We start from the raw sequence: 25,354 nt of genomic DNA on the forward strand, positions 1-25,354 counted from the left end.
CACTTAACCATGAATAACTTCAAAATACCCGTTGTGTTGATGCCGATACTGCTGACGTTAGCCGCTTGTGGCGGCGGCAGTAGCGCGACGCTTAGCCCGGTGGCAACAACAACTTCAGTTGCTGAAAACGTTGTGACCCCGACGGCGGTGGTGGTTACACCCACTCTGCCTCCAACAGAGGTGACCCCTGTAACACCAACGCCGCCCCCGCCCGTGGTGACGCCAGAGGATCCATCATCGACAGATGAAGACACGTCCACGCCCACGTTTGCAGCGGATAGCGGGCAAAATAGAAGTTACCCCTTGGCGTGGTCGGCAGATGGCGCGTTATTGTTAGCAGCTAACCGTGACAATGTATTTAAAGTGTGGGAAGGGCATTACACTATTTTGCGGCAAGCGGTGGCAGGGCATACCGATTGGATCCAAGCGCTGGCGCTCAGTGCAAATGGCCATTTGCTGGCAACAGCGGGGCGTGATACTCGCTTACGCTTTTGGGTGAATACGGACGGAAAACTCGGTGGTTTCGGTGAAGTGAATCCACAAATCGGTACGATTCGGGCGCTGAACTTTAGCCCTGCGGGTGACTTTTTGGCTGTGGCGGGTAGTCATGGGCAGATTCAAGTGTGGGATGAGCGACATCGGCAAATACAAGCTACGTGGAATGCGCATACGGGGATTATCTATGCTGTGCAATATTCACCGGATGGACAATGGTTAGCCACAGCAGGGGCGGATGGGCAGGTACGTTTATGGAATGCAACCACGGGTGAAAAGCTGGCTGATCTTGGTCGTCATGCCGGTGCTGTGTATCAACTTGTGTTTGTGGATGGTGGTAAGCAATTGCTGAGTGCAGGGGGTGATGGGAAAATTTTGCGTTGGGATGTGAATAACCGTCAAGCATTGGGGACAGTAGGGGAGCATGGCACGGCGGCGGTGTATGCCTTGGCATTAGCAGCGGATGGCGTAACCGTGGCTTCCGGTGATGCGGATGGTATCGTAAAGCTTTGGTCGTTAGATGCCGTGGGGAATGCCACTCGACAGATCAGCGTGGCGGGCAGTGGGGCAATTCATGCACTAGCGTTTGAGCCGACCACGGGGTATTTGGGCATCAGTTCGGAAGATGGCATATTGCGGGTCTGGGATGTGTTGTCTGGAGAATTGCAACGCATGATGGCTACAGCGGGAACAGAGGGACCTTCTGAACCCGATGCTGTTGATCATTCTGCTGACATTTCTAAGCAGTTAGCAGGCTTGCTGTTCGACGGAATGCGTCCGGTATTGGCGATGGATGAACTCTTGGTGCAGCCGGAACGTTTCGCCAATGTATTTTTGCTGGGGATTAACCAAGCGCCATTGGATTGCCCGAAGGGAACGTACCGTTTCACCTTTAGCGATACGGATGCGGATCAGCGTTATGCCAGTGTTGGCGATGATTTTGCGGTGGCGACAACGGCTTGTCAGGAAGATACGGTTGCGTTGACCGGTGATTACGGTTTGCAATTAACCGCGACAAATCGAACGGCAAGTGTGCAATCCACTGGCACGGACGTGCGTTTGCAGGGCTTGGTGGTGGATGATGGTCATTTCCCGGTGACGGCGGATGGACGTTTGCATTTCGAGGTGAATGAGCCGTTGGATGGCGTGAGTACGATAACGACGGATATGCTCAGTCAGCAGCTTGGGTTGGTGATTAAGGATAAAGGCACTTATGCTTTTACACAGTTGCAAGTGCAGATGAGGTCTGACCCCGTGTCAGAAGAGCGCACCGTGACCTATGCTGCTGAATTGGCGTTACAAGGTTTGCGCAACAGTTTCGTCAGTAACGGTCATTATGTGGTAACAACGTTAGAGCCGTTTAAGTTTTCGGTATTTGATGCTTATCCTTATGCAGGCAAGTGGAAAATCCAGCAAGTGAATAGCCATAATAACGGTCAAATTACCCTGATTACCGTGCTAAATAGCCAGAAAGTCCGTATCGAAACGGATAAACGTGCTAATGGTGTGATCGAGCATACCGAGGAACTCGAATGGCAAAACTTGAGCGAACCCTTGCAAGGCAATTGAGTGCTGCTGTATTGCTTGGTTTGACCAGTATCGGTTGGGTGTTGGTACTGTATTTGGGAGAGTGGGTTGTTTTATTGCACATCTATGCGGGGGCAGGTGATGCCGTCGTGCTGCGTCAGGAAATTGTGGCGTACCTATTAGGTGCTGGTGCGGAGAGTTTGCCCAGTATGAATGCTTTAAATCTAGCAGAGGCTCGCCATTTGTTGGATGTTAGGCGTTTGTTTGCGGCGTTGGAAACCCTGTTTTATGGCGTGTTAGCTGTCAGTGTGTTGTTACTGGTGTTACAACGCCATTTTGCAGCGGGACGTATGTGGTTGCTGACGAGCTATGTGGGTTTGATTTCGATTTTGTTGCTGGGTTTATTGATCGCATTGGGCGGATTTGTACCGCTATTTGTCTGGTTGCATTCGGTGGTTTTTCCAGCGGGAACGTGGGTATTTCCTGATAACAGTGTGTTAATTCAGTTGTTCCCGCTGGCGTATTTCTTGCGCTTTGGTGTGCTTTATACGGCAGCGTTAGTGCTGATTTTTACAGGATTGCTGATTGGCAATCATCGCAGATCACGTTAACGGCAAGCAGCCAACATCACCTGATTCCACTTGGCGGAATAGTCCAAAGCCACTGCCAGATAACGGCGGTGGTTTTCCCCGTACAGCGCATCCGTCACCCCATCCAAACATTCTGTTGGGCATTTGTCGCGTACTGTCGCGAATACCTCCGCCGCAATACCGGGCACGGTGGCACTGCGCCCCGCATTGCACAAAAAATAGCGCTTACCTTGCTGAATACTCGCCGTTGCGTCAACAGTGGGATTACGCGCTTGCAACAGCGGTAATTGCTTGGCGTAGTATTGTTCTTGCGTGCCGCTGATTTCCGCCGCCGAGGGAATGTGTACACCGGTGTCAGCGTCAGACGCGACCGGCTCATGACAACCCATCAACGCGGTCGTACACAGCAAAGCTAACAAAGTCTGTTTCAAGAGGCAGCTCCTTTTCGTAAACGGAATAACGCATAAACCCCCGCCAGCAAACCCCATTCCAACGGAATTGAGCCGCCACCGCCGCTACTGCTGCTATCCGAGCTGAAGGTGTTAGGCGTAACCGTAAGGTTAGCACTACCGCCGTTCGCCGTCCGCGCTTGCGCAGGATTCGTCGCCGATAACGCAAAGAAAATATTGTCGCTGCATTTCACGCGTACATAGGTTTTTGTGCCGAGGTTGCTGGGTAAGGTGATGGCGGCGTTGCCATCGTTGGGGGTATTGCTCAATAAGGTAGTGAAGGTCGCACCATTGTCTGTGGTGGCAGCAATATCCACTGCGCTGCAATTGATCGGTAATTGCGTTGTGCCTGCCACGTTCCACGCCACGTTTTGTACACTGCCCGCTGCGAGGGCGGTGGTCGTCGGCGCGGTCACACTGAAGGCACTGCCGGTATTTTGCACGTTAATGTGCATATCATCGTAGCCCGTCCCGCCCACGCCATCGCGTACCAATAAGCGGAAATTGAGGGTGCGGGTGGTAACGGGTAAGACTTCACCCGCTGATTGCACGCGTCCGGTGAGGTCGGACAGTTGCGGTATGGTGCGTAAGGGCGTTGCCGTCGGCAAATGTGCCCGAATCAGCGCATTATTGCCCAAGTCTACGTTAACGTTGGCAGCCGTTCCCGCATCGACTTGTTCCCACGAATAGCTGAGGGTATTGCCATTTACGTCCGCGCCTGTGCCGTTGAGTACGAAGGGCGTTCCAGCGGGAATGGTGTAATTTGCTCCAGCATTCGCAGTGGGGTTGCTATTTTTGAGGCTGGTTTTAGCGGCGCAACTCGCCCCGCTCCCATTGTGTAAGTAATCTTGAATTTGTTGGATGGATGCCGAGTGCATCATGCCATCGCTATCCACTTGGAGGTTATCGCTATTGCATAAACCCGTGTAAGCCATGATGCTGCTGCCACTGCCGGATTCATAGGCAGTCAGTCTTTCGCGATTGCTTCCAGAACACGCGCCGAGCGTACCGTTGAAGGTATGCGTTGCGCCCAATTGATGCCCGATTTCGTGGGATACATAGTCAACAATAAACGATTCCCCTTCTGGCTCGGTCAAGCCGGTCGCGCCTTCTGCTTTGTACGCGCCGCATACGGTGGCAACGCTAGCCAGCCCGCCGCCGTCCGTCGCGAGCACGTGACCAATATCGTAACTGGCATTGCCCAGCACTTTATCCAGTACGGCGGTATTTTCTTCCAACAGGAGGGCAGGGTTGTGGTTACTATACGGGTCGGTAGTGGCATCGCGGTAGACCAGATTCGTACCGCTCACCAGCACTAGGCGGATGGCAAGGTCGCGTTCGTAAATCTGGTTAATGCGGTTGATTGTGGTGACAATCGCGCTGTACGCCGCGCTTTGGCTGCCGTAGAACGCGGTATATTCCCCCGTTGCTGCCATTGCAATGCGGTAGCTGTGCAAGGTTTCCCCCGCTTTGGCAGCTACCGTGCGGGCGGCTGTACCTGTGGGGCGAATGGGGGCAAAGCTGGGCGGCGTGCTGTGTGCTGTCTTGGTGCATGACCAATCCCCGCGCCGAAATGCTTCCAAATTGGCACTTTTGCGGAAGCTGCGGTACTGACGCGTTGTGCCATTGGTGTGTGGATCAATAAACAGCGTGTCGCCGTTTGCCATATCCAGCATGGCGTGGAAGCCTTGCGGGGTTATATCCAGCACACCGCTAATGACTTTGCCATCCGTACCGCGCACTTTCCACGTTTGAATATCGGGGTGTTGTGCGGCAATGTCGGGTGCTAATACCTCGCTGGGGGTGGCAGTGACTTGCGCAAAACCGCCATCCGGTAATGGCAGGCTCAGCGTGGGCAGAGTGGCTTGTGCGGGTAATTGCGCTTCATCCAATGCCAGCAAACGGTAGTGTTGCAGTGGGGTAACGTTAGCGGTTTCAGTGGTATTGCGTGCTTGAATATCTTGCCACAAGGCAGGATTGGCGTGCGTGCTGTTGACCCATGCCAGCGGTAAAATTGCCCATAAAGGATTCATTAGAGCGTGTCCCCATTTGTTTATATGCCCGTTGTTTGGTCATTATCATAAACGATTAAGTTCATTTTATCGACGCAATAAGACATAAATTGCGCCAGTGCCACCATCGACGGGTCGTGCCGAGTGAAACGCTAGAATCCGTTCATGTTGGCGTAACCAGTGATTGATCTTGGTTTTGATGACTGGCCCTTTGTGGTTGGAACGGTTGCCTTTGCCATGAATAATCCGCACGCATTCGCCGTGACCGGGGTGCGCATCGTGCAAGAATTGCAGCAATTGCACTTTGGCATCCCGCGCACTTAGACCGTGTAAATCAAGTTCGCTGGCAATGCGGTAATGCCCTGAACGCAGTTTGCGCACAATACGGTTTTGCAAGCCGGGTAAGTAGTAACTGAGCATGTCACCAGGCTGTATTTCGATCGGGTCATACGCATCTGAGAGCATATCACGCAAGACTTGGCGCTCGTCTTCGAGGGTCTTGATGGGTATAGCAGGCGGTTTTGCGCTATGATGGGCTACATGGTGTGTGTGTCGTAGCGGCTTCACATCCAGCACGGATTCACGAAATAAGGAAAACTCTTCAGCACTCATGGACATACTGCTCAGTAACGATGATGGTGTCAACGCTATCGGTATTAACCGCCTGCGCGAAGCTCTACTAACGGTCGGCAATGTTATCACAGTTGCACCCGATCAGGATTGCAGTGGTGCGAGTAATTCACTCACCCTGCGTAACCCTTTGCGTCTTAGCCAACACGGCGCACAGGTGTATAGCGTCAATGGCACACCCACGGATTGCGTGCATCTCGGTTTGGGATTATACGCCACTGACCCCGATATGGTGATTTCCGGCATTAATGCTGGGGCGAATATGGGCGATGACGTGCTGTATTCCGGCACAGTCGCTGCGGCGATGGAAGGGCGTTTCTTGGGGTATCCATCCCTAGCGGTGTCATTAGCGTCGTTGGATCGCAGCCCCTTGGTGCATTACGATACTGCCGTTAAAGCGGTGTTGCATTTGTTGCCGTTTGTGAAAACGTATCCTGATGCCGCCAATATGATCCTCAATATCAATGTGCCGGATGTACCGTGGGAACAGGTGCAAGGCTTTTGCGTAACGCGTTTGGGGCAACGCCACCGTTCTGAACCGGTGATTCGTGCCGAAGACCCGCGTGGCAAACCCATTTATTGGATAGGCCCGCCCGGTGCAGCGGCGGATGCGGGGGAAGGGACGGATTTTTATGCGATACAAGCCAGTTACGTGTCGATTACGCCGCTCCATGCCGATTTAACCCGGCATCGCGCACTCGCCGAGACAGCGCGTTGGTTGGAGGCTTGCCATGCAGCCCCGTAAACTCGATATTCAAGGTATTGGCATGACTTCGCAGCGTACTCGCAATCGCTTGATTGCCCGCTTGCGCGAACAGGGCATCAAGGATGAAGCCGTGTTGCAAGTGATGCGTACCACGCCGCGTCACCTGTTCGTGGATGAAGCCTTGGGTAGCCGCGCTTATGAAGATACTGCTTTACCGATTGGGCATGGGCAAACCATTTCCCAGCCGTATATCGTCGCCAAGATGACCGAATTGCTGTTGGCGGGCGACAAGCCACCGCCAAAAGTGCTGGAAGTTGGCACAGGTTCGGGTTATCAAGCCGCCGTCTTGTCGCCATTACTGGCAACCGTTTTTACGGTGGAGCGTATTGAGCCGTTGTACCTTGCGACCAAGGCATTGCTGCACGCATTAGGTTATCGCAACGTTTACCCCTCCTTGAGTGATGGCAGTTGGGGCTTGGCGCGAGAAGCACCATTTGAGGCTATTATTGCCACTGCTGCGCCGGAAACTGTGCCGCCGGAGCTGCTTGAGCAATTGGCGGTAGGGGGGAAGTTAATTATTCCCGTCGGTAAGCAAGGGGTATTACAAACCTTGCAAGTGATCACGCGTGAAACGTCCGAAAGTTACACAACGGTGACGCATGAGGCGGTGCAGTTCGTGCCAATGATTCAAGCAAAGACGTAAACGAAAACGAACGTTATTGGAATATTGAGAAATATTTTCGGAAATTTGGTATATATTCCAAAGTTATTTAAGAATTATGTGAGTGTCCTCACATCCCCGAACCCCAAATAACAGAAGGTATAACTATCATGCATAGAAACATCAAACTGGTTACTGCCACGTCACTGCTGGCATTGACCGCTGCCGCTTGTACCCCAAACCCTTACTATGGTAATACAGGCTCAACCGCTTATAATACTGGTAATCGTAGTACTGTAACAGCCGGTGGTGGTAACGGTTCGGGTGTGCCAGTGACGCATACGCATTGCGGTCGCACGCATACGCATGTCATGCCTGCTGGAACGCATCAGCACGGTGATGGCTGTACTGCCACTAGCGGTGCGGCGGCGACAACCAATACCACGGCGTACAACAACAATTACGGTGGTAACTACGGCACACAGCCACAACAACCCGCGACGAACAATTACGGCGGTGGTTATACCGCGCCGACAACAGTGCCTTACTATGATTACAGCGCGGGTACAAATACCAGTAGCACCTACACAGCTCCACCTGCCAATAATAGCTACAGCAACAATACGGCTGGCAACTACAATTCCGGCACAAGCGGCAGCTATTACGATTATGTAGCTCCAAAGGCATCAACGAATACGTCGGGTTATCGTTCCACGCCGCCAGCGGCTACCGCTAACAATGCAGTATCGGGTGCAGGTTCATACACTGTGCAGAAAGGTGACACGGTATTCCAAGTGATGCGTAATACCGGTGTTTATTGGAAGGACATTATTCGTCTGAATAATTTACAAGCACCCAACTACCCACTTAATCCGGGTCAGACATTGAAGCTTAAGTAAGTTGCTGGACTGATCGCGATGCAAAAGCCCGCTGCCTGTTAGCGGGCTTTTTTGTTGGTTAGCTGATTAGCAAACATCACTCTCGCAAGGGACATCTTTTTTGTCTTTTGCGGAGGCTTGTGCACTTTTGTCAGCACGTAAGTAGTTTTGCAAGACGCTCGCGGTCACAGCGCCCATGTGCGTGCCCGCAATCTCACCTTCTGGGTTAACCACGAAAGTCGTTGGAACGCCATACAGCAGACCGAGTGCAAACATGGTGCTGTCTTGGGTAGGAATGACCGGATAGGTGATTTTTTTCTGCGCAACAAATTCTTTCAGCTCGGCAGCCGGGGTTTCGCCCGCTTCCATACCTAGCACGACCAATTTGTCTTTGAAGCGTTTTGCCACGCTGTTGAGCGCTGGCAACTCTGTAATGCAAGGCCCGCAGTAGGTTGCCCAGTAATTGACAACAACCCATTTGCCTTTGTAGTCGGAAAACTTGTGACTTTTGCCATCAATGTCTTTGAAAGCGAAATTTTCTACTGGCGTCAGCTTGTCAGCCACCGCCTTCGCTTTTTCGACCGCACCAGCATTCACTGATGCAAACATCAGCACGGCAAGGGCAATCGCCCGCGTAATTAGTTTCATGTTGAACCCTCAACTTCAATTCTTTAACACACTCTCGATAACCCGCTGTTGACTATTTGCCATTATGGTGCGAGCTAGGGGTTAACCCTAATTGTAGGAGGCATTGTTGGAAACTGCTTGGCTGTTTCCGATTGAATTTTATAAAAATTCAGCCGCTCCGTTTTTACATTGCATCATCAGTTTATTTATAGGCTGTTGATAACAAGCGCATAAGGCTATGCTTATGTCTTTTTGAGTGCAAGTTGTATTTGTACGACAAAATTCCGAGCACCCGCTTGATAAAAATCAAGTTGATGCTCGGAAGTCCAAAAATGTGCGTAGCGTAGCTGCCCTAATTATTTGCCTAAACGCACGTATTTACGTAGTGCGACCGCCCCTAATAACATGCTCAACAATAGCTGCGCCCACTGTGTCAGTGTCGGTACAGAAACACTCTTGACGGTTGGCGTAGTGGGCTTTTCCAGATAATCCGGTATGCCGTTATTGTTTGCATCACCCTTTTCTGCTGAGGTAGGGATGCCGTCGTTGTCATCGTCTTTGTCCAAGGCGTTGATGACACCATCACCGTCGGTGTCGAGTGCTTTGCTGACCGTGGCACCGATTTCGTCTTTATCTAAAATGCCATCGCCGTCGGTGTCATTGCTATTGGGGTTTGTGCCCAAGGTTGCTTCTTCGGCGTCGGTTAGACCATCCGCATCGGTATCTTTCGGTGTTGTATCGGTGCTACACGTTGCTGGGCAGCCGTAATTACCGGCGTAATTATCGGTATCCATTGACCCCCAACCCAAGTTGACGAGGCTATTACCCGGATTTGTTCCCACAGAATTGTTCGGCGCATCAGCCGGTTGATTGAATGCATCGGTGGCGTTGTCAATCAAACTCACTGATCCCAAACATGCGCCTTTGTTGGCAAAGCTGAACACTTCGATTTCTTTACCGGCTTGCCACAGCATGGCTTTGGCATTGCTGATTGCGGGGGTAAAGGAGAGGTAAGAAGCCGCCGCATCTTCTGTCGGGGCATGTACGCTGGAGTTATTGCTCCACGACAAGCCGGTAAAGGCTGATTGCACATCCGTTGGGGTGAAGGCAGCAGCATCTTTGCCGATGGGGGCTTTCAGAGTGACTTGCGCACTGGTCAGGCTATTCGGTGATGGTACGCTACTGGCGTACATGTAGACGTGGTAGCGTTGATCTGTACCACTCCAACCGATCCGATAGTAGGCTTTGTTGGCCTCCGGTGTTGCTGGTGGCTGCGTGCAGGTGTCAACCGTGGTTTCGACATTGATCGTCAGATTGATGCTGGCTTCGGTTTGGTTGCCTGCGGCATCGGTAATCCGGTAAGTCAGCGTATCCGTGCCGGTGTAGCCTGCTGTGGGAATGAACACAATCTTGTTGTTCACGACCGTGGCGGTACCATGCTTGGGCGCACCCACAACCGTCAGGGTAACGCTTTGTCCGGCGGGAATCGTGTCGTTTGCTAAGACATCCAGCGTCATACCGCTAGCGGTTGCTTGCACGTCGAAGTTGTCGGTTTGTGCGACCAATTCCGGTGGCGGCGTAACAGTCGTGAGCGTGACGCTGACTGTGCCCGTGCTTTTCGCACCATCTGGATCGGCGATGGTATAGGTGAAGGTGTCCGTGCCCGTGGCATCCGCTTTCGGAGTGTAAATCAGGCTATTACCGCTTTGCGTAATACTACCTTTGCTGCCTTGTGTGAAGCTGGCAATGACCAGTGTGTCGCCGTCGGCGTCACTATCGTTTTTCAGCACGTCGATCGTCACTGCTTTACCCGCGCTGCTTTCTGCGGTGTCTTTGTTCGCAACGGGGGCGGTATTGATGACGGTTGTGCCGCCGCATTCTGCCGCTGCACCGTAATTACCGGAATAGTCATTGTCGTCGGTAACACCCCAACCGGCGTTAGCAAACTGGTTGCCGGGGTTCGTGCCAGCGGAATTGTTCGGCGCATCGGGTGGTTGGTTGAACGGGTCGGTGTTGTTATTCATCAACGCGACACTGCCCATGCAAGGCCCGGTGTTTTTGAAGCTGAACGCCTCTTGTTCCACACCTGCTTTGAACGCAAAGGCACGGACATCAATCGGCATGAAACTGAACGACAGATAGTCAATTGCTTTGTCTTCACTAGGGCCAAAGACTTCTGAACTCAGTGACCACGTAGTGCCCGCTTTCGGTTTGATGTCCGTGACCGTGAATTTGCTTGTACCTGTCGCATGAGGCACACGCAAGGTCACTTGCCCGGTCATGCTTAAATCAGGATTAGGTGCAGTGGTGGGGCGCATATACACATGGTAACGGCTATCTGCGTTATCCCACGCCACTCGGTATTCCACACTGCCCGCAACCCCCGCAAATGCTGTATGAGCAGCCGGTAGCAGTACCAGCAACGCTACACCCCTTGAAACAGCTTGTCTGATCGATTTTTTCATTGTTACCGACTCTCTATTTTGTTTTTGGATTAAAGTCTGTTGAGATCAAGGCAATTGTTGCCTAATAATATAGTTTGCACTAAACGTGCTGTTCACCGGATGCAGCAATACATTACCCAGCAGCAAGTCAACGTCATTGGATGGGCCTGCAAAAATGCTCAATCCATCCATATTCGTATCCGTTGCTTGATAGCCGCTCAATTTGTAGTTGGTGGTGTAAACGCCATTATCCCCCGCCAACAACACATTGCTGAGTATTGAACCCGCATCATTGCTTGGCCCTTGCGCAATCAAGAAACCATCTGCATTAGCATTGCCTGCCCACAATAACGCTTGCTCACCGGACACTGTTCGCGCATGACTACCGTAAGTTGGCGTGGTTGCTCGGCTGAAATCCACCGTGTTGGGCGTATTGCCCAACGCGATAGGTGCTGCGCTCATTGCATCCAAATGGTTGCGGTGATGTACCGATACGTAGTACTTACCCGGTGTTACACCATCGAGCATGAACGTCGTGCTACCAGTTTGCGCGTCCATTATGTCACCGTCTCGCTGAACCAAACCTGTCACTTCAGCTATGCGTAAGGTTGGGTTATTGGCATCATGCAGCACGAGTTGTACCCAATCGACCGGTGCATCGTGCCCACTGGTATCCAGCAGCGTACTAGCCACCTGTTGACTACCGGCATGGGGGAGGGTGCTTGTCTTGTAAGGTGCGGTGCTTGGCAGCAATTTTTTGGTACGCAAGGTATCACGCATCAGTTTCGTTTGGGTGTCATACGCCCCTTGCAACACCACACGGGCTTGCAGATTAATTACTGGTGTGTTGCATAACGCGGGGCAGCCGTAATTACCGGCGTAATTATTGGTATCTGAACTACCCCAACCGAGGTTAGCAAACTGGTTGCCGGGATTGGTATCCATTGAATTCGGAATAATGTTGAAAGGATCACTGGCATTATTCATCAGCGCGACCGCCCCTAAACACGCGCCACTGTTGGCAAAACTAAACACTTCCAGTGCTTTACCGTCTTGCCACTGGAAGCCTTTTGGATTGCTGGTATTCATAGTGAATGACAGGTAATCAGCGGTTGTGTCTTCCTTGGGCGCATTGATACGGGAGCTTTCTGTCCACGTAATGCCGCTTACGGCAGACGTAAGATTGCTCACTTTGAAGCTATCCGTACCACTAGCGTGTGGCATTTTGAGCGTAACCTGACTGGTTAAACTCATATTGGGGGTAGGCATACTACCGGGGTGCATATAAACATGGTAGCGCTGATCGGTTTTATCCCAGTTGACGCGGTAATATACGCTGTTCGGCACGGGGGCAGGCGGTGCGGTAGCACAATCCATTGGACAACTTGCCGCCTCGCCGGTATTGCCGAGATAATCGTTGTCATCACTCGAACCCCAACCTGCGTTAGCAAATTGGTTGTTAGGGTTCGTATTGGTCGAGTTTTTAGGATTGTTGGGTGGCTGGTTAAACGGGTCGGTGGCATTATCCATCAACGCCACAGTACCAATACAAGGGCCTGAATTTTTGAAGCTAAACGCTTCCTGTTCTTCACCGGCTTTAAACGCAAAGGCTTTTGCATCCAGCGGGGTGAAGCCAAACGATAAGTAATCAAACGTTGGGTTTTCGATGGGTGCAGTCACTTGTGACCCTAGCGCCCACGTTGTACCGGGTTTGGATTGCAGATCGGTAATATGAAATTGACTCGTACCTGTAACGTGTGGAACACGTAGCGTCACTTGTGCGGTGAGGCTTAAATCAGGGCTAGGTGTGCTGCTGGCACGCAGGAAAACGCGGTAACGTGCTGCATCAGCATCCCACGCGATGCGGTAAGTCACGCCGCCATCCGCAGCCCATGCCGCCGTACTGATCTGTATCAGTAGCAGACAAGCGAGGGTGGATAGTCGTGTGGTTAAGGCGTTTACACGCATGATTATATCTTTATTCTAGGTTTGATTAAGTAGCCGAGGGCGGGAAAACCCGCCCCCAAGCTGCGTCTCATCAAAGCAATCGCGGTTTAAGGCAATTGCTGATTGATGATGTAGTTTGCACTGAAGGTGCTGTTACCCGGATGCAACAGAACGTTACCCAGCAGCATGTTCACATCGTTAGATGGGCCTGCAAAGATGGTAATGCCGTCCATATTGATGTCGGTCGGTTGATAACCTGCTAAACGGTAGTTGGTACTGACCGACAGGTTGTCTTTCGCCAGCAGGACATCCCCAAGGATGACACCTGTGTCGTTAGACGGCCCGTTAGCAATCGCCCGCAAGTCCGTGTTAGCGTTACCTGCCCACAGCAGGGAAACCGTGCCACTGTTCGCACTGATGCGCGAGTCTTTACCGTAAACCGTGGTGGTCGGTTTGGTGAAGTCCACGCTCGGCACGGTGTTCGCGGTAATGGCAACGGGTGCTGAGGTCATCACGCCCAAATGGTTGCGGTGACGCACCGACACGTAGTAGTTACCCGGTAACAAACCTGTCAGCATCAAGGAGGTGCTGCCGTTGACATCCATAATGTCGCCATCCCGCTGTACCAAGCCCGCAATGCGTGCTTTGATCGTTGCCGGTGTGGTGGCATCACGGATTTCAACCATTACCCAGTCCACTGGTGCATTGTTGCCGGTCGCCGCAAACACGGTAGCCGCTGCCGCTTCTGTACCAGCATATTTGATGCTGCCGATATTGTACGGTTGCTTCAGTGGCAGCAAACCTTTGGAGCGCAAGTCGTCTTGCATCAGTTTGCTGGTGCTGTTGTAAGCACCTTGCATCATTGCTTTGACTTGCACTTTGACGGCACTGACGGTGGTATCCAGATAGTCTGGTGTGCCATCCATGTCACCATCGGTCGCATCAGTAGGGCTACCATCGACGTTACCATCCGGTGTTTCATTCTTGGTCAGAATGCCGTCGCCGTCATCGTCAGCATCCATGTAGTCAGGAATGCCGTCTTTGTCGGAGTCGTCATCAGCCGGTGTGCCACCGTTGTAGTTTTCGTTCTTGGTCAGAATGCCGTCACCATCATCGTCAGCATCAACCGCATTCGGTTTGCCATCGCCATCGGTGTCGAGTGGTTTGGTTGGGTCAGTGCCTACTTCCACTTTGTCGCCAATGCCGTCACCGTCAGAGTCAGGGTTCAAGGGGTTAGTGCCCGCTTTTTTCTCAACGCCATCCAACAGACCATCACCATCGGAGTCAGGGTTTTTCGGGTCAGTACCCAGCGTTTTTTCATCCGCATTGGTTACGCCGTCTTTGTCTGGGTCAGCCAGTGGACCATCGGTGCTGTCTTTATCCAGATAGTCAGGGATTTTGTCGCCATCGGTATCCAGTGCATCAGTCGGTGCGCCGTCTTTGTTCGGGTCATTGCTTTCCGCAGCGGAAAGGATACCGTCACCGTCATCATCCGTGTCCAGATAGTCCGGGATTTTGTCGCCGTCGGAATCGTCATCGGTCGGTGTACCCGCGTTGTAGTTCTCATTTTTGGTCAGAACGCCATCGTTGTCATCGTCCGTGTCCAACGCGTCAATCTTGCCGTCTTTGTCGGTATCGATAGGCGTGGCTGGGTTTGCGCCGACTTCCACTTTGTCGCCGATACCGTCACCGTCCGTGTCAGTACTGAGTGGGTTCGTTCCGAGAGTTTTCTCTGTGCCATCTGGCAAACCGTCGCCGTCGGAGTCAGCTACTTTCGGGTCAGTGCCGAGGGTTTTTTCGTCCGCATTGGTCAGGCCGTCTTTGTCTGGGTCAGCCAAGGGACCATCGGTGTTATCCTTGTCCAAATAGTCCGGGATTTTGTCGCCGTCGGTATCCAGTGCATCAGCCGGTGCGCCGTCTTTGTTCGGGTCATTGCTTTCCGCAGCGGAAAGGATACCGTCACCGTCATCATCCGTGTCCAGATAGTCCGGGATTTTGTCGCCGTCGGAATCGTCATCGGTCGGTGTACCCGCGTTGTAGTTCTCATTTTTGGTCAGAACGCCATCGTTGTCATCGTCCGTGTCCAACGCGTCAATCTTGCCGTCTTTGTCGGAATCAATCGGCGTGGCTGGGTTTGCGCCGACTTCTACTTTGTCACCGATGCCGTCGCCGTCGGAATCAGGATTCAGTGGGTTAGTGCCAGCGGTTTTTTCCACGCCATCCAGCAAACCGTCACTGTCGGAGTCAGGGTTTTTCGGGTCAGTGCCGAGCGTTTTCTCATCCGCATTGGTTACGCCGTCTTTGTCCGGGTCAGCCAATGGACCGTCGGTGTCATCCTTGTCCAAATAGTCCGGGATTTTGTCGCCGTCGCTATCCAGTGCGTCCGTCGGTGCGCCATCTTTGTTCGGATCATTGCTTTCAACAGCAGAGAGTTTGCCGTCACCATCATCGTCGGTATCCAAGTAGTCTGGAATCTTGTCACCGTCGCTGTCGTCATCGGCAGGTGTACCGCCATTGTAGTTTTCGTTCTTGGTGAGAACGCCGTCGTTATCGTCGTCCGTATCCAGTGCGTCGATTTTACCGTCTTTATCGGAATCAATCGGCGTAGCTGGGGTTGGACCCACTTCGATTTTGTCGCCGATGCCATCACCGTCAGAGTCAGGGTTTTTGGGGTCAGTACCGGCTTTTACCTCGTCTGCATTGGTCAGGCCGTCTTTATCGGAATCACCCAGCGGGCCGTCGGTGTTGTCCTTATCCAGATAGTCAGGAATTTTGTCGCCGTCGGTATCCAGTGCATCAGCAGGAGAACCGTCTTTATTCGGGTCATTGCTTTCTGCGGAAGAGAGGACGCCGTCGCCGTCATCGTCGTTGTCCAGATAGTTAGGTTTGCCATCAGCATCGGTATCGTCGTTGCCAAGGATGCCATCGGCGTTGAGGTCTTCGTTTTTGGTCAGAATGCCGTCGCCGTCATCGTCAACGTCTTGGAAGTCAGGCTTGCCGTCTTTGTCCAAGTCTTGTTTGACTACCGGTGTGCCACCGTTATCGGGGTCGAATGCGTCATCCAGACCGTCTTTATCGGTGTCTTTGCCCAGCGGTGCCACGTCAGCTTTGCCGTCGCCGTTGGCATCATTGCCTTCGATGCTATCAGCAACACCATCGCCATCACTGTCGGTATCCATGCTGTCAGGGATTTTGTCACCATCAGTATCGGTAACACCATTGCCTTCCGCTGTGTCGATAATGCCATCGTTGTCGTCGTCGATGTCGTCAGCGTCTTTCACGCCGTCTTTGTCGGTGTCAGGGCGGCTGTCGCTATTGTCTAAGTAGTCTGGAGTACCGTCACCGTCGGTGTCTTTCGCATCGGTGGGTGCGCCGTCCACGTTAGGGTCGTTGTTTTCATTTTTGGAAAGGATGCCGTCACCGTCATCATCGGTGTCAAGATAGTTGGGTATGGTGTCGCCATCGGTATCATCGTCGGTTGGTAAACCACCGTTGTAGTTTTCGTTTTTGGTTAGAACGCCATCACCGTCATCATCATTGTCCAGTGCGTTGATTTTGCCATCGCCATCCGTGTCAGGAGAGATACCTAATGGGGCTTCTACACCGTCACTGATACCGTCGCCGTCGGAGTCGGGGTTCAACGGGTTAGTGCCAATGGCTTTTTCTACGCCATCTTTCAAACCATCCGCGTCGCTGTCTAAACTGTCTTTACAATCAGCGGCGGTGCCATAGTTGGCAAGGTAGTTGTTTTCATCCGAACCACCCCAACCCAAGTTGGTGAATTGGTTGCCGGGGTTTGTACCTGCCGAGTTATTGCTGCCGTTGAGGAGCGGTTGGTTGAACGGGTCTGTTTGGTTGTCGATCAGGGCGACCGAGCCAAGGCATTTGCCAGTATTGTTGAAGTTGAAGACTTCTTGTTCTACGCCTGCTTTCCATTGGAACGCATCCGACTTGATCATGTTCAAGCTGAAAGATAGGTAGTCGACGGCAGTATCTTCGATGGGTGCATCCACCCGTGAGTCATTTGACCAGATGGTGTTGGTGACAGTGATTTTAGGGTCGTTGACCGAAAACGCATCCGCACCCGTGGCGTGTGGAACGCGGATGGTGAACTGCCCCGTCATGCTCATGTCTTTCGGAGTAGGGGTGGCGTTAGGCTTCATGAAAACATGATAGCGGTCGTCTTTGGTGTCCCAGCGGATGCTGTACTCCAAGGTTTGCGCTGCCCAAGCACTATTACCTGCCAGCAGCAGTACCGAGGCGCTCAGACCAAGGTATTTGCTCAGTTTTTTGGAATCCATAGTTTGAATCTCTCGCTCATTTTTATAATTGATTGCGTAAGAACCCCACGGCGGGAGCTTAGGGGCTCTTGACCGTATTACTTTTTGCAGGTAATCGTGTCGCCGTAGTTGCCTGCGTAATGGTTGTCGCTAACCGCACCCCAACCTAAGTTGGTGAACTGGTTGCCGGGGTTTGTATTGGCAGAGTTGGGGGATGTGTTAAACGCATCATCTTTAGCCATCAGGGTAACGCCATCCACACAGCCACCTTCGTTTTGGAAGCTGAAAATGACTTGTTCTTTGCCTTCTTCCCAGTTGTAGTTGCGGGCGCTTGCACCTTGCAAACCAACGAACGAGAAGGAGATGTAGTCACTTTTGGCATCTTCTTTAGGTGCATCAACGCGTGAGGCTTCTACCCAGTTAGAGCCTTCAACGGTGCTGCTCAAGCCAGTCACTTTAAAGCTGCTGTCATGCGGTGCTTTCAGGGTGACTTGCCCAGTCAAACTGATGTCTGGCTTAGGGGTCGCGGAAGGTTTCATGATGACTTGGTACGTTTTACCGTCTTCTGCGAGTGCCAGTTTGTAAGACAGAATTTGTGTCGCGGCTGCGGCGGCGGCTTCTGCTTTAGCCATGTCGGTTGCGGCGGTGCTTTTCGCCATTGCGCTACCAGCGGTAATGGCTAGGGCAACTGCGCCTGCTAACGTGATGAAATGGCGGATGGATTGGTTCGTTTTCATTTATTGTCTCCTGTTGATTTAGCCCATTGTTATGGTCTGTTTATGATAAAGGCTTTTAGATAAAATAAAATTTTTCGCTGATAAAAGGCAAAGCCGCGTTTATCACGACTCTGCCGTTCATCATTGATTTACTTTGGCAACGCACCATTGATAATGTAATTGGCAGCAAACGCACTATTCAAAGGGTGCAACAACACATTGCCCAGTAGCAAATTGATGTCGTTGCTGGGACCCGAATAGATGCTTGTACCATCCAGATTTAAGTCAGTAACGGTATATCCATTCAAACGGAAATTACTGTTACTTAAGGCATTATCAGGGTGTGTGAGGATTGCGCCTAACACTACATTACTGTCATTGAGGGGACCGGTCGCAATGATTTTGTCGGAGATATTGGCATCCCCTGCCCACAGCAGCGCCGTATTCCCGACGATTAGACGTGCCTCTTTACCCAAGGTGTCGGTCATGGTTTGGGTGAAATCCACCACTGTCGGAGCGGATGACAAGGTGAGTGGTGTCGCGGTCGTGACGGCTAAATGGTTACGGTGGCGCAGCGTGACGTAATACTGACCCGCTGGGATTTGTTCCAAGCTCAGTGTGTTGCTGCCCGTTTTAGCATCCACCACATCGCCATCGCGCTGTAGCAATCCTGCGATGGCGCTGATACGGGTTTTGGGTGTAGTGGCATCGCGCAACTCGACCAGTACCCAGTCCACGACAGCATCATTACCCGATGCTGCCAAGAGCGCAGGGAGAGCCGTTTCTGTGTCCGTGTAAGCAAATGGTGTACCGCTTGCGCCATACGGCTGGATGCTAGGAATCAGCCCCAAACTACGCAAACTGTCACGCATCATGCCATCTTTGCTGACGTATGCGCCTTGTAGGAAGCCGCGTACTTGCAGTTTGATGTCCGCCGCATTCGTCACCGCAATGGTTAAGGCTTGCGTATCGCTCGTACCCGCTTTGTCCTTCACCGTGACCGTTACTTGATACTGATTATCGCTGTTGGCATCGGTGGGGGTTTCAAAGTCGGGTAAGGTTTTGAAGGTCAGCTTGCCTGTTACGGGGTCAATCACCAACAAGCTCGCATCATCACCACCGGTAATGCTGTAAGTCAGCGTGTCATCTTCCGCATCGGTCGCTTGTACGCTGGTCACATTCAGTGCATTTTCTGTCACCGTGACAGTAGCCGTATCGCCAGCCCCGTCGGAGGTAATGGTCGGTGCGGTGTTTTCCTGCACATTCGTCACCGTGACTTTCAAGGCTTGCGTGTCGATGTGATCGACCTCCGTATTATCGGTCACAGCAACGATAACTTCATACACGTTGTCAGCATTCGCATCGCTAGGTTGTTCAAAGTCCGGTGCGGTTTTGAAGCTCAGTTCGCCGCTTACGGGATCAATCACAAATAAGCCAGCATCTTTTCCACCTTGAATCGAGAACGTCAGGGTATCAGCGGTGTCGGGGTCAGCCGCTGCAATAGCTGTGACCAATGTTTGGTTTTCCGGCGTTTGCATAGCGGTACTGATGATATTGGGTGGGCTGGATTCCACCACATTGGTGACCACAATAACTTCCACTTGTTCGGTACACAGGTTGCCGCTGTCACAGACTTGCGTCATGAGGAGGTAAGCATTGTCGCCATTACTGTCTTGCGGTGCTTCGTAGTCCGGTGGGGCTTTGAAGCTGATTGCACCAGTGATTGGGTCAATGTTGAACAGGGCTGCGTCAAACATCGGCTGTAGGTTGTAAGTCAGACCGCTGGTGGCTTCGGTATCGCTGTCATCGCTGGATTGCACATCCAAGGCAATGCCAGTGCCATTTTCCGCAAAGGTGACGTTGTTGCTTGAGGTAATCAGTGGCGCATCATTCACGGGTGTAACGATGATTGTCACGACCGCATTGCTTGTGCCACCTTGCGTATCGTTGACGGCATAGGTGAAGTTGTCTGTCCCACTAAAACCAGCGGCAGGTGTATACGTATATGTGCCATCTGCCAACAACGTGACTGTACCGTGGCTAGGTGCGGTGACGGGTGTGGTATTGACCGTGAGGGTATCGCCGTCAATATCCGTGTCGTTGGTTAGCACGGTATTACCGTTGAGAATGGTATTTTCAGTAACGCTGGCGCTGTCATCCAATGCCGTAGGTGCGTCATTGTTGGGGCTGATGGTTAGGGTAACGCTGGCGGTATCCGTGCCACCGTTGCCGTCACTGATTTCATAGGTGAAACTGTCTGTCCCATTGAAATCCTTCGCAGGTGTGTAGGTGTACGTGCCATCCGCTTTGAGTGCCAATGTGCCGTGTGTTGGCGCAAGCACTGGCGTAGTGTTAACGGTCAGCGTGTCTGCGTCGATGTCCGTGTCATTGCTTAACACGGTTGTGCCATTCAATACGGTATCTTCGGCAGTGGTTGCGGCATCATCCGTCGCACTCGGCGCGTCATTAGCGGGACCGACGGTGAGTGTCACCTTAGCGGTTGCTGTTCCACCGTTGCCGTCACTGATTTCGTAGGTAAAACTGTCCGTGCCGTTATAGCTAGTGGTTGGTGTGTAAGTATACGTGCCATCGGCTTTGAGTGTTACTGTGCCATGAGTTGGTTGGGTGACAGGCGTGGTGTTCACCGTTAATGCATCGGACTCAGGATCAGAGTCATTGCTTAACACGGTGCTGCCGTTCAGTACGGTATTTTCTAAGGTATTAGCCGTATCGTCTAACGCGGTCGGTGCATCATTGCTGGCGGTAATGGTCAGCGTGACGACAGCCGTTGCTGTGCCACCCTTACCATCGCTGATTTCGTAGGTGAAGCTATCTGTGCCGTTGACGTTTGTCGCAGGCGTGTAAACGTAAGTACCGTCAGCTTTGAGGTTGAGCGTGCCATGGGTGGGGGCAACTACAGGTGTGGTGTTGACCGTCAAGGTATCGCCGTCAATATCGGTGTCGTTGATTAATACTGTTGTGCCGTTTAACACCGTATCTTCTGTCGTACTACCCGTGTCAGCGTTGGCGACGGGGAGATCATTCACTGCTGCAATGGTAATGCTTACAACGGCAGTTGCTGTGCCGCCGTTGCCATCGGACACTTCGTAAGTGAAACTATCCGTGCCGTTGTAGCCATTCGCAGGGGTGTAGGTGTAAGTCCCATCCGCGTTGAGCGTCAATGTGCCGTGCGTTGGTGCAACCACAGGAGTGGTATTGACCGTTAACGTATCGCCTTGGTCATCACTGTCGTTCAGTAACACCGTTGTGCCATTTAGGATGGTATCTTCCGTGGTGCTGGTGGTATCCGCATTGGCAAGCGGTGGCGTATTGACGACTAATGCTTTAGCACATACCACGAACTCAATGCCATCCGCACCCGCACCTTCTACGCCTGTACCTGCTAAGTCCAAACTCACACTGTCGTAAGTGCCGTTGATTTGAATGCCGCCCATCGCGGTATAGCGCGTGCTATCTGTGCCTGATTCGGAGCTGCTTTCACCCCAGACGAGAGCCTCATTCGGGGTACGTTGCAGGGCACTGCCACTTACTTCAAAGTGGTTTGTGCCGCCGACTTTGGTAAAGGTTGCCGCTGCATTCGCAGCGTTCGGGGTAATGCGAGCCGCATTACTCAATTGCTGAGGAACAGCCACACTATTGCCACCATAACCCCCTAAACGGTCGATATAAATCACGGGGTCTTTGACCGGAGCGCTGAAGCTGAAGGTCAATTGACCTGTTTTGCCATCTGTATCCGCATTAGCATTACGCCCATCATCAGGGCTGGTATCCCAGAAAAAGATCGTGCTCAAAGAAGGAATGCCGTTGATGTCGGGATTGCCAAATTGACCCGCAGTATTCATGGCATCGTTGGGGGCAAATGTCCATTTCGCGCCATTCGGTGCGCTGGTGGTGGCGGTAATGGTTAAACCTTCTGATGTGTCGCTTTGATAACCGCCTCCACCAGCAGTCCATGCTTTGGTGCTGCCACTTGCGCTACAAGAAGGGGGTGAGGGTTGTGTCGGTACGTTGGGGGTATCGGCTAACGTAATTTGATAGTCTTCCACCTCACCATTGCTGGCGGGGGCGGTAGGATCGGCTGCGGCTACATCACTGGAAAAACGGAAGCGGGCGTAAGTTGTGCCTACCGCTGCGCCTAAGGGTACGTTCATGACCATTGCTAAGGTTTGATTGGTGCCAGCCAACCCGTTAGCAACCAGTTCATTGGGATTGTTACCGAATGTGCCATCGCGATCCCAGTCAAACCAAGCGTACAACTTACCTGTGCCGACCACGGGAACGTGTAAGGTGACATTGCTTTCCACTTCAAAAGTACTGCCTTGTAAACCCGTGGTTAGCCCTGCATTGGTAAAAACCGACCCTTCGTCAGCCGTGCCGGTAGTTTCGTCAAGGCTTGCGGTAGCGCTGGGTTGTGCAGCGGTTTCGCTGTCAGGTGCGGTCGCGCCTAAATAAGTGCCTGCCACGATGGTATGATTCGGTGTGCCATAAGTGGCGGGTGCATCACTGTAATCCTCATTGGCAACCACGTTGTCGGAGGAAATTGTGAAAGATGGTGCCCATGCACCCCATGCCAGCACCGAACTGTCGGCGGCGGATTGCAGTGTAAAATTGCTGGCAACCCCGTTACGGAATTGCGCGGAAGCGCTCATGCCGCTGGGTTCGGTGGTGTTCCACGTCGGCTCTTCGTTGTCGTAACGCCCCCCGCCGTTGTTGGTGCCAACGGATTGTGCGAGTGTATACCCCGCCATCGTGTTAAAACCTCCAGCGGTGCTGGGTTGTCCTAATGCGGAGAAACCCACTACCAACAAACCGTCAGCCGCATCATTCGGGGCTTGCCCTGCATCAAATGCCGTTGCGCCGATGGTAAAGTCACCAGCAAGACCTGTGCCGAGTGAGCTGAGTTGCGGTACGGATGAGCGTACAATACCATCAACCGTTTGCATGGCATTGTTGAAGACAAACGCCGTTAGAACAGCATCATCGCCAGCGCTCTTGGGGTCGACAACATCCGGTAGTGTGATAGCTATATCGCCAGAAGCCGCGCCGCCCAGCAGGGTATTGATCTCGGATTCAAACAGGGCAATGTGGTAGCTCTCTTGGCTGAACAGAGTTGAGTTGGGAATAGCAACGCCTGCTCCATCCTTCAGAGAGGATTCCATCACACTAAAGCGTAAATCCCCACTGGGTGAGCCACCGACGGTGAGCGCATTCTTTTTATCAATTGAGCCACCCGGCCCAGTCAGACGTGCGGTAATCTGGTAGGTGGCAGCGACTGGGCGAGCGAAGTTATCACTTAAGCCTGCGCCAGTGCTGGTTAAATTACATACGTCACTGCCTGCGTCACAGTGGTCACGCTCGAAGCCTGCCGCAATGAATAAAATACGGTTATTGCCTGCCGGAATGGTGAAGTTGGCAATGCTAGGTTTACCTGCTGCACCCGCCCCCGCTGCGCTGCTGGAAGTGCTGGTGAGTAGATTGACGGTTGCTGCATTGGCTAGCAATGGCATACCGAAGCCTGTTGCCATGAGTAAACACAGTAAGCGTCGTATCCAGTGGTGTCGAACAGGGTTGGCTTTTTTAAGGCTAAAAAATTTCATGGTAAAGACCTGCTAGTGATATTTTTATTCGTTGTTGGCTCTAGGGCTGGTTGTGTTGAGTAACCGCATAATGTTACTTGCATATAATCTATAAAATTAATATTGACGGCAATGAAAAGCAGATTAATGGGCTAGGAGGTGGCGAGCGGCACTTTCAGTGTGGTGTGTTACAATCGCTGCATTCAACCAACACGAACGGATAACGATGGACACACAAGCATCGGAGCAGGAAGAACAGCCGAAAAAGCGCCCGTGGTTACGCTGGTTAGTCGAAGGTGTCATTATCCTTGCCATTATTTTCGGCGGGCGGGCATGGCAACAACGCACGATGTTAGTCGGCGAAGCCCCCGATTTTGAACGCTCGACCCTGAGTGGCGAAACCCTCCGCCTCGATAATTACCGAGGTAAACCCGTGCTGCTACACTTTTGGGCGAGCTGGTGTCCGTTGTGTGAATTGGAGCAGGGCAGTATTACCGCACTTGCCAAGGATTGGAAAGTAATTACCGTGGCGTTTCAATCGGGTGGAAGCGAAGAAACCCAGCGCTACATGGAGCGCGAGGGCATTACTGATTGGGTCACGATTGTCGATGAAGACGGTTCATTAGCCACGCAATACGGCATTAAGGGCGTACCGAGCAATTACGTGTTGGATGAAGAAGGCATGATTCGCTTTCGTGAAGTCGGGCTGAGTTCCGGTTGGGGATTACGGCTGCGCTTGTGGTTAGCCGATTGGCTGGTGTGATTATTTAAGCGCTTGCCACAGCAACACCATCCCCAAACTCACGATCAGCAAGCCCGCAATCCGTTTTACCGTTTGGTTGCGGGTGAATTTTGCAAGCTTTGCGGCGGCTGCGCCCATCAGTAATAAGTTAGGCAATGTACCCAGCCCAAATGCCAGCATGAGCAGTGCGCCTTGCAGCACGCTACCCGCTGATAATGCCCAGATCAGCACGCTGTACACCAAGCCACACGGCAACCAGCCCCACACAAATCCCAGCGGTAAGGCTTTCGCGGGGGAATTGACAGGCATAAAACGCCGCCCCAACGGTTCGATATGCCGCCACAAGGTGCGCCCTGCGTTTTCGACTTGTGCCACGCCTGCCCAGATGCCCGCCAGATACAAACCCAGTGCAATGGTGAACAATGCCGCGAACAGTTGCAGCCCTTGCCGCAGACTGTCCAACCCGCCAATCGACAAGAAGGCTGCCCCCAAGCCACCCGCCAATGCCCCCGCGAGGGTGTAACCCCCAATCCGCCCGGTGTTATACGCCAGCAAGATTGGCAACAGCGTGGCAGGGTGGTTACGCTGTGTTGCCGGTAAACTAAACGTGAGGGCGCTAACAATGCCGCCACACATGCCAAGGCAATGTACGCCACCCAACAACCCGACCAGAAACGCGGCGACAAGGCTGGAATGTGCCAGTAAGTCCCACACCATCAGTTAAGCGTCTGCTTTGCCTGATAATGATCGCCGACAAAGCCAGTGAAGAAGGTTTCCAGCAGTGGGTGTTCGACCGGATCAGTCGACGGGTCAGCTTCCAGATTGCGCTCTGCAACGTAAGCGACGCGCCCGTCTTGGTCGATCAAGACGTGATACCACGGCTCTTCCTTAGTGGGGCTGCCGGTTTCCACGTTCTTCTGAAACCATTCTTCTGTGCCTTTGAAATCGGGATCAACGTCGAAAATAACGCCGCGATAATTAAACAGGCGGTGGTGGATAACCTGACCCAGACCGAATGAAGCAATTTTTTCTTCCGTCATGACCATTCCTCGA

Annotated in this window: 17 protein-coding genes; 6 read left to right on the plus strand and 11 right to left on the minus strand. The window is 52.5% G+C overall.

Annotated features, from left to right (window positions below):
- Positions 1 to 9 precede the first annotated feature (9 nt).
- Both J1836_RS09275 and J1836_RS09280 read left to right on the plus strand, forming a co-directional pair.
- A complete protein-coding gene (locus J1836_RS09275) occupies positions 10 to 2,064 on the plus strand; it encodes a WD40 repeat domain-containing protein (RefSeq protein ID WP_207250841.1) in 2,055 nt (684 codons plus the stop codon).
- Complete coding sequence (locus J1836_RS09280) at positions 2,028 to 2,633, plus strand: lipoprotein intramolecular transacylase Lit (RefSeq protein WP_207250842.1); 606 nt, start codon at positions 2,028 to 2,030, stop codon at positions 2,631 to 2,633. Before J1836_RS09275 ends, J1836_RS09280 begins: the two co-directional genes overlap by 37 nt.
- Here J1836_RS09280 and J1836_RS09285 read toward each other — a convergent pair.
- The 3 genes from J1836_RS09285 to J1836_RS09295 all read right to left on the minus strand — a co-directional run bounded on the left by J1836_RS09285 (position 2,630) and on the right by J1836_RS09295 (position 5,685).
- Positions 2,630 to 3,043, minus strand: a complete 414-nt coding sequence (locus tag J1836_RS09285) for a hypothetical protein (protein ID WP_207250843.1) — start codon at positions 3,041 to 3,043, stop codon at positions 2,630 to 2,632. The genes J1836_RS09280 and J1836_RS09285 overlap by 4 nt on opposite strands.
- Positions 3,040 to 5,094, minus strand: coding sequence for a reprolysin-like metallopeptidase (locus tag J1836_RS09290; protein ID WP_207250844.1), 2,055 nt, complete (start codon positions 5,092 to 5,094; stop codon positions 3,040 to 3,042). The genes J1836_RS09285 and J1836_RS09290 overlap by 4 nt, the downstream gene beginning before the upstream one ends.
- A 66-nt stretch (positions 5,095 to 5,160) precedes the next feature.
- A complete protein-coding gene (locus tag J1836_RS09295) occupies positions 5,161 to 5,685 on the minus strand; it encodes a Smr/MutS family protein (protein ID WP_242632790.1) in 525 nt (174 codons plus the stop codon).
- On the opposite strand from J1836_RS09295, the gene surE reads away from it, so the two are divergent.
- The 3 genes from surE (at position 5,684) to J1836_RS09310 (ending at position 7,969) form a co-directional block, all read left to right on the plus strand.
- Positions 5,684 to 6,448 (plus strand): 5'/3'-nucleotidase SurE, encoded by a 765-nt coding sequence (gene surE / locus J1836_RS09300; RefSeq protein ID WP_207250845.1) that lies wholly within the window; start codon positions 5,684 to 5,686, stop codon positions 6,446 to 6,448. The two genes, J1836_RS09295 and surE, sit on opposite strands and share 2 nt — an antisense overlap.
- Positions 6,435 to 7,112: a protein-L-isoaspartate(D-aspartate) O-methyltransferase gene (locus J1836_RS09305; RefSeq protein ID WP_207250846.1), complete on the plus strand. Its 678-nt coding sequence runs from the start codon at positions 6,435 to 6,437 to the stop codon at positions 7,110 to 7,112. Before surE ends, J1836_RS09305 begins: the two co-directional genes overlap by 14 nt.
- Positions 7,113 to 7,240: 128 nt before the next feature.
- A complete protein-coding gene (locus J1836_RS09310) occupies positions 7,241 to 7,969 on the plus strand; it encodes a LysM peptidoglycan-binding domain-containing protein (protein ID WP_207250847.1) in 729 nt (242 codons plus the stop codon).
- 66 nt (positions 7,970 to 8,035) lie between these two features.
- Here the strand turns inward: J1836_RS09310 and J1836_RS09315 are convergent, their stop codons facing one another.
- From J1836_RS09315 to J1836_RS09340, 6 genes are all read right to left on the minus strand, one after another.
- Complete coding sequence (locus J1836_RS09315; protein WP_207250848.1) at positions 8,036 to 8,596, minus strand: TlpA family protein disulfide reductase; 561 nt, start codon at positions 8,594 to 8,596, stop codon at positions 8,036 to 8,038.
- A 335-nt stretch (positions 8,597 to 8,931) separates the two neighbouring features.
- Positions 8,932 to 11,040, minus strand: coding sequence for an Ig-like domain-containing protein (locus J1836_RS09320; RefSeq protein WP_207250849.1), 2,109 nt, complete (start codon positions 11,038 to 11,040; stop codon positions 8,932 to 8,934).
- A gap of 45 nt (positions 11,041 to 11,085) precedes the next feature.
- A complete protein-coding gene (locus J1836_RS09325; RefSeq protein ID WP_207250850.1) occupies positions 11,086 to 12,987 on the minus strand; it encodes a hypothetical protein in 1,902 nt (633 codons plus the stop codon).
- An 86-nt stretch (positions 12,988 to 13,073) separates the two neighbouring features.
- A complete protein-coding gene (locus J1836_RS09330; RefSeq protein WP_207250851.1) occupies positions 13,074 to 17,267 on the minus strand; it encodes a hypothetical protein in 4,194 nt (1,397 codons plus the stop codon).
- A gap of 77 nt (positions 17,268 to 17,344) precedes the next feature.
- Positions 17,345 to 17,983, minus strand: a complete 639-nt coding sequence (locus J1836_RS09335; RefSeq protein ID WP_207250852.1) for a cadherin — start codon at positions 17,981 to 17,983, stop codon at positions 17,345 to 17,347.
- Positions 17,984 to 18,111: 128 nt separating this feature from the next.
- On the minus strand, positions 18,112 to 23,580 hold the full coding sequence (locus tag J1836_RS09340; protein WP_207250853.1) for a cadherin-like domain-containing protein: 5,469 nt from the start codon (positions 23,578 to 23,580) through the stop codon (positions 18,112 to 18,114).
- Between the two features lie 205 nt (positions 23,581 to 23,785).
- Between J1836_RS09340 and J1836_RS09345 the strand changes: the two genes are divergently transcribed.
- Positions 23,786 to 24,322, plus strand: coding sequence for a protein disulfide oxidoreductase (locus tag J1836_RS09345; protein WP_207250854.1), 537 nt, complete (start codon positions 23,786 to 23,788; stop codon positions 24,320 to 24,322).
- On the opposite strand, the gene J1836_RS09350 is transcribed toward J1836_RS09345, so the two are convergent.
- Positions 24,323 to 25,018, minus strand: a complete 696-nt coding sequence (locus J1836_RS09350) for a sulfite exporter TauE/SafE family protein (RefSeq protein ID WP_207250855.1) — start codon at positions 25,016 to 25,018, stop codon at positions 24,323 to 24,325.
- Positions 25,018 to 25,341: a heat shock protein HspQ gene (gene hspQ, locus J1836_RS09355; protein ID WP_207250856.1), complete on the minus strand. Its 324-nt coding sequence runs from the start codon at positions 25,339 to 25,341 to the stop codon at positions 25,018 to 25,020. Before hspQ ends, J1836_RS09350 begins: the two co-directional genes overlap by 1 nt.
- Between the last annotated feature and the right edge of the window lie 13 nt (positions 25,342 to 25,354).

The organism is Thiothrix fructosivorans (assembly GCF_017349355.1).
Classification (GTDB): Bacteria; Pseudomonadota; Gammaproteobacteria; order Thiotrichales; family Thiotrichaceae; genus Thiothrix; species Thiothrix fructosivorans.

Excerpts from the sequence above, each read along its gene's own strand:
- J1836_RS09275 (WP_207250841.1), top strand. The coding sequence starts at position 10 with ATGAATAACTTCAAAATACCCGTTGTGTTGATGCCGATACTGCTGACG.
- J1836_RS09280 (WP_207250842.1), top strand. The coding sequence starts at position 2,028 with ATGGCAAAACTTGAGCGAACCCTTGCAAGGCAATTGAGTGCTGCTGTA.
- J1836_RS09290 (WP_207250844.1), bottom strand. The coding sequence starts at position 5,094 with ATGAATCCTTTATGGGCAATTTTACCGCTGGCATGGGTCAACAGCACG.
- surE (WP_207250845.1), top strand. The coding sequence starts at position 5,684 with ATGGACATACTGCTCAGTAACGATGATGGTGTCAACGCTATCGGTATT.
- J1836_RS09295 (WP_242632790.1), bottom strand. The coding sequence starts at position 5,685 with ATGAGTGCTGAAGAGTTTTCCTTATTTCGTGAATCCGTGCTGGATGTG.
- J1836_RS09305 (WP_207250846.1), top strand. The coding sequence starts at position 6,435 with ATGCAGCCCCGTAAACTCGATATTCAAGGTATTGGCATGACTTCGCAG.
- J1836_RS09310 (WP_207250847.1), top strand. The coding sequence starts at position 7,241 with ATGCATAGAAACATCAAACTGGTTACTGCCACGTCACTGCTGGCATTG.
- J1836_RS09315 (WP_207250848.1), bottom strand. The coding sequence starts at position 8,596 with ATGAAACTAATTACGCGGGCGATTGCCCTTGCCGTGCTGATGTTTGCA.
- J1836_RS09320 (WP_207250849.1), bottom strand. The coding sequence starts at position 11,040 with ATGAAAAAATCGATCAGACAAGCTGTTTCAAGGGGTGTAGCGTTGCTG.
- J1836_RS09325 (WP_207250850.1), bottom strand. The coding sequence starts at position 12,987 with ATGCGTGTAAACGCCTTAACCACACGACTATCCACCCTCGCTTGTCTG.
- J1836_RS09330 (WP_207250851.1), bottom strand. The coding sequence starts at position 17,267 with ATGGATTCCAAAAAACTGAGCAAATACCTTGGTCTGAGCGCCTCGGTA.
- J1836_RS09335 (WP_207250852.1), bottom strand. The coding sequence starts at position 17,983 with ATGAAAACGAACCAATCCATCCGCCATTTCATCACGTTAGCAGGCGCA.
- J1836_RS09340 (WP_207250853.1), bottom strand. The coding sequence starts at position 23,580 with ATGAAATTTTTTAGCCTTAAAAAAGCCAACCCTGTTCGACACCACTGG.
- J1836_RS09345 (WP_207250854.1), top strand. The coding sequence starts at position 23,786 with ATGGACACACAAGCATCGGAGCAGGAAGAACAGCCGAAAAAGCGCCCG.
- J1836_RS09350 (WP_207250855.1), bottom strand. The coding sequence starts at position 25,018 with ATGGTGTGGGACTTACTGGCACATTCCAGCCTTGTCGCCGCGTTTCTG.
- hspQ (WP_207250856.1), bottom strand. The coding sequence starts at position 25,341 with ATGACGGAAGAAAAAATTGCTTCATTCGGTCTGGGTCAGGTTATCCAC.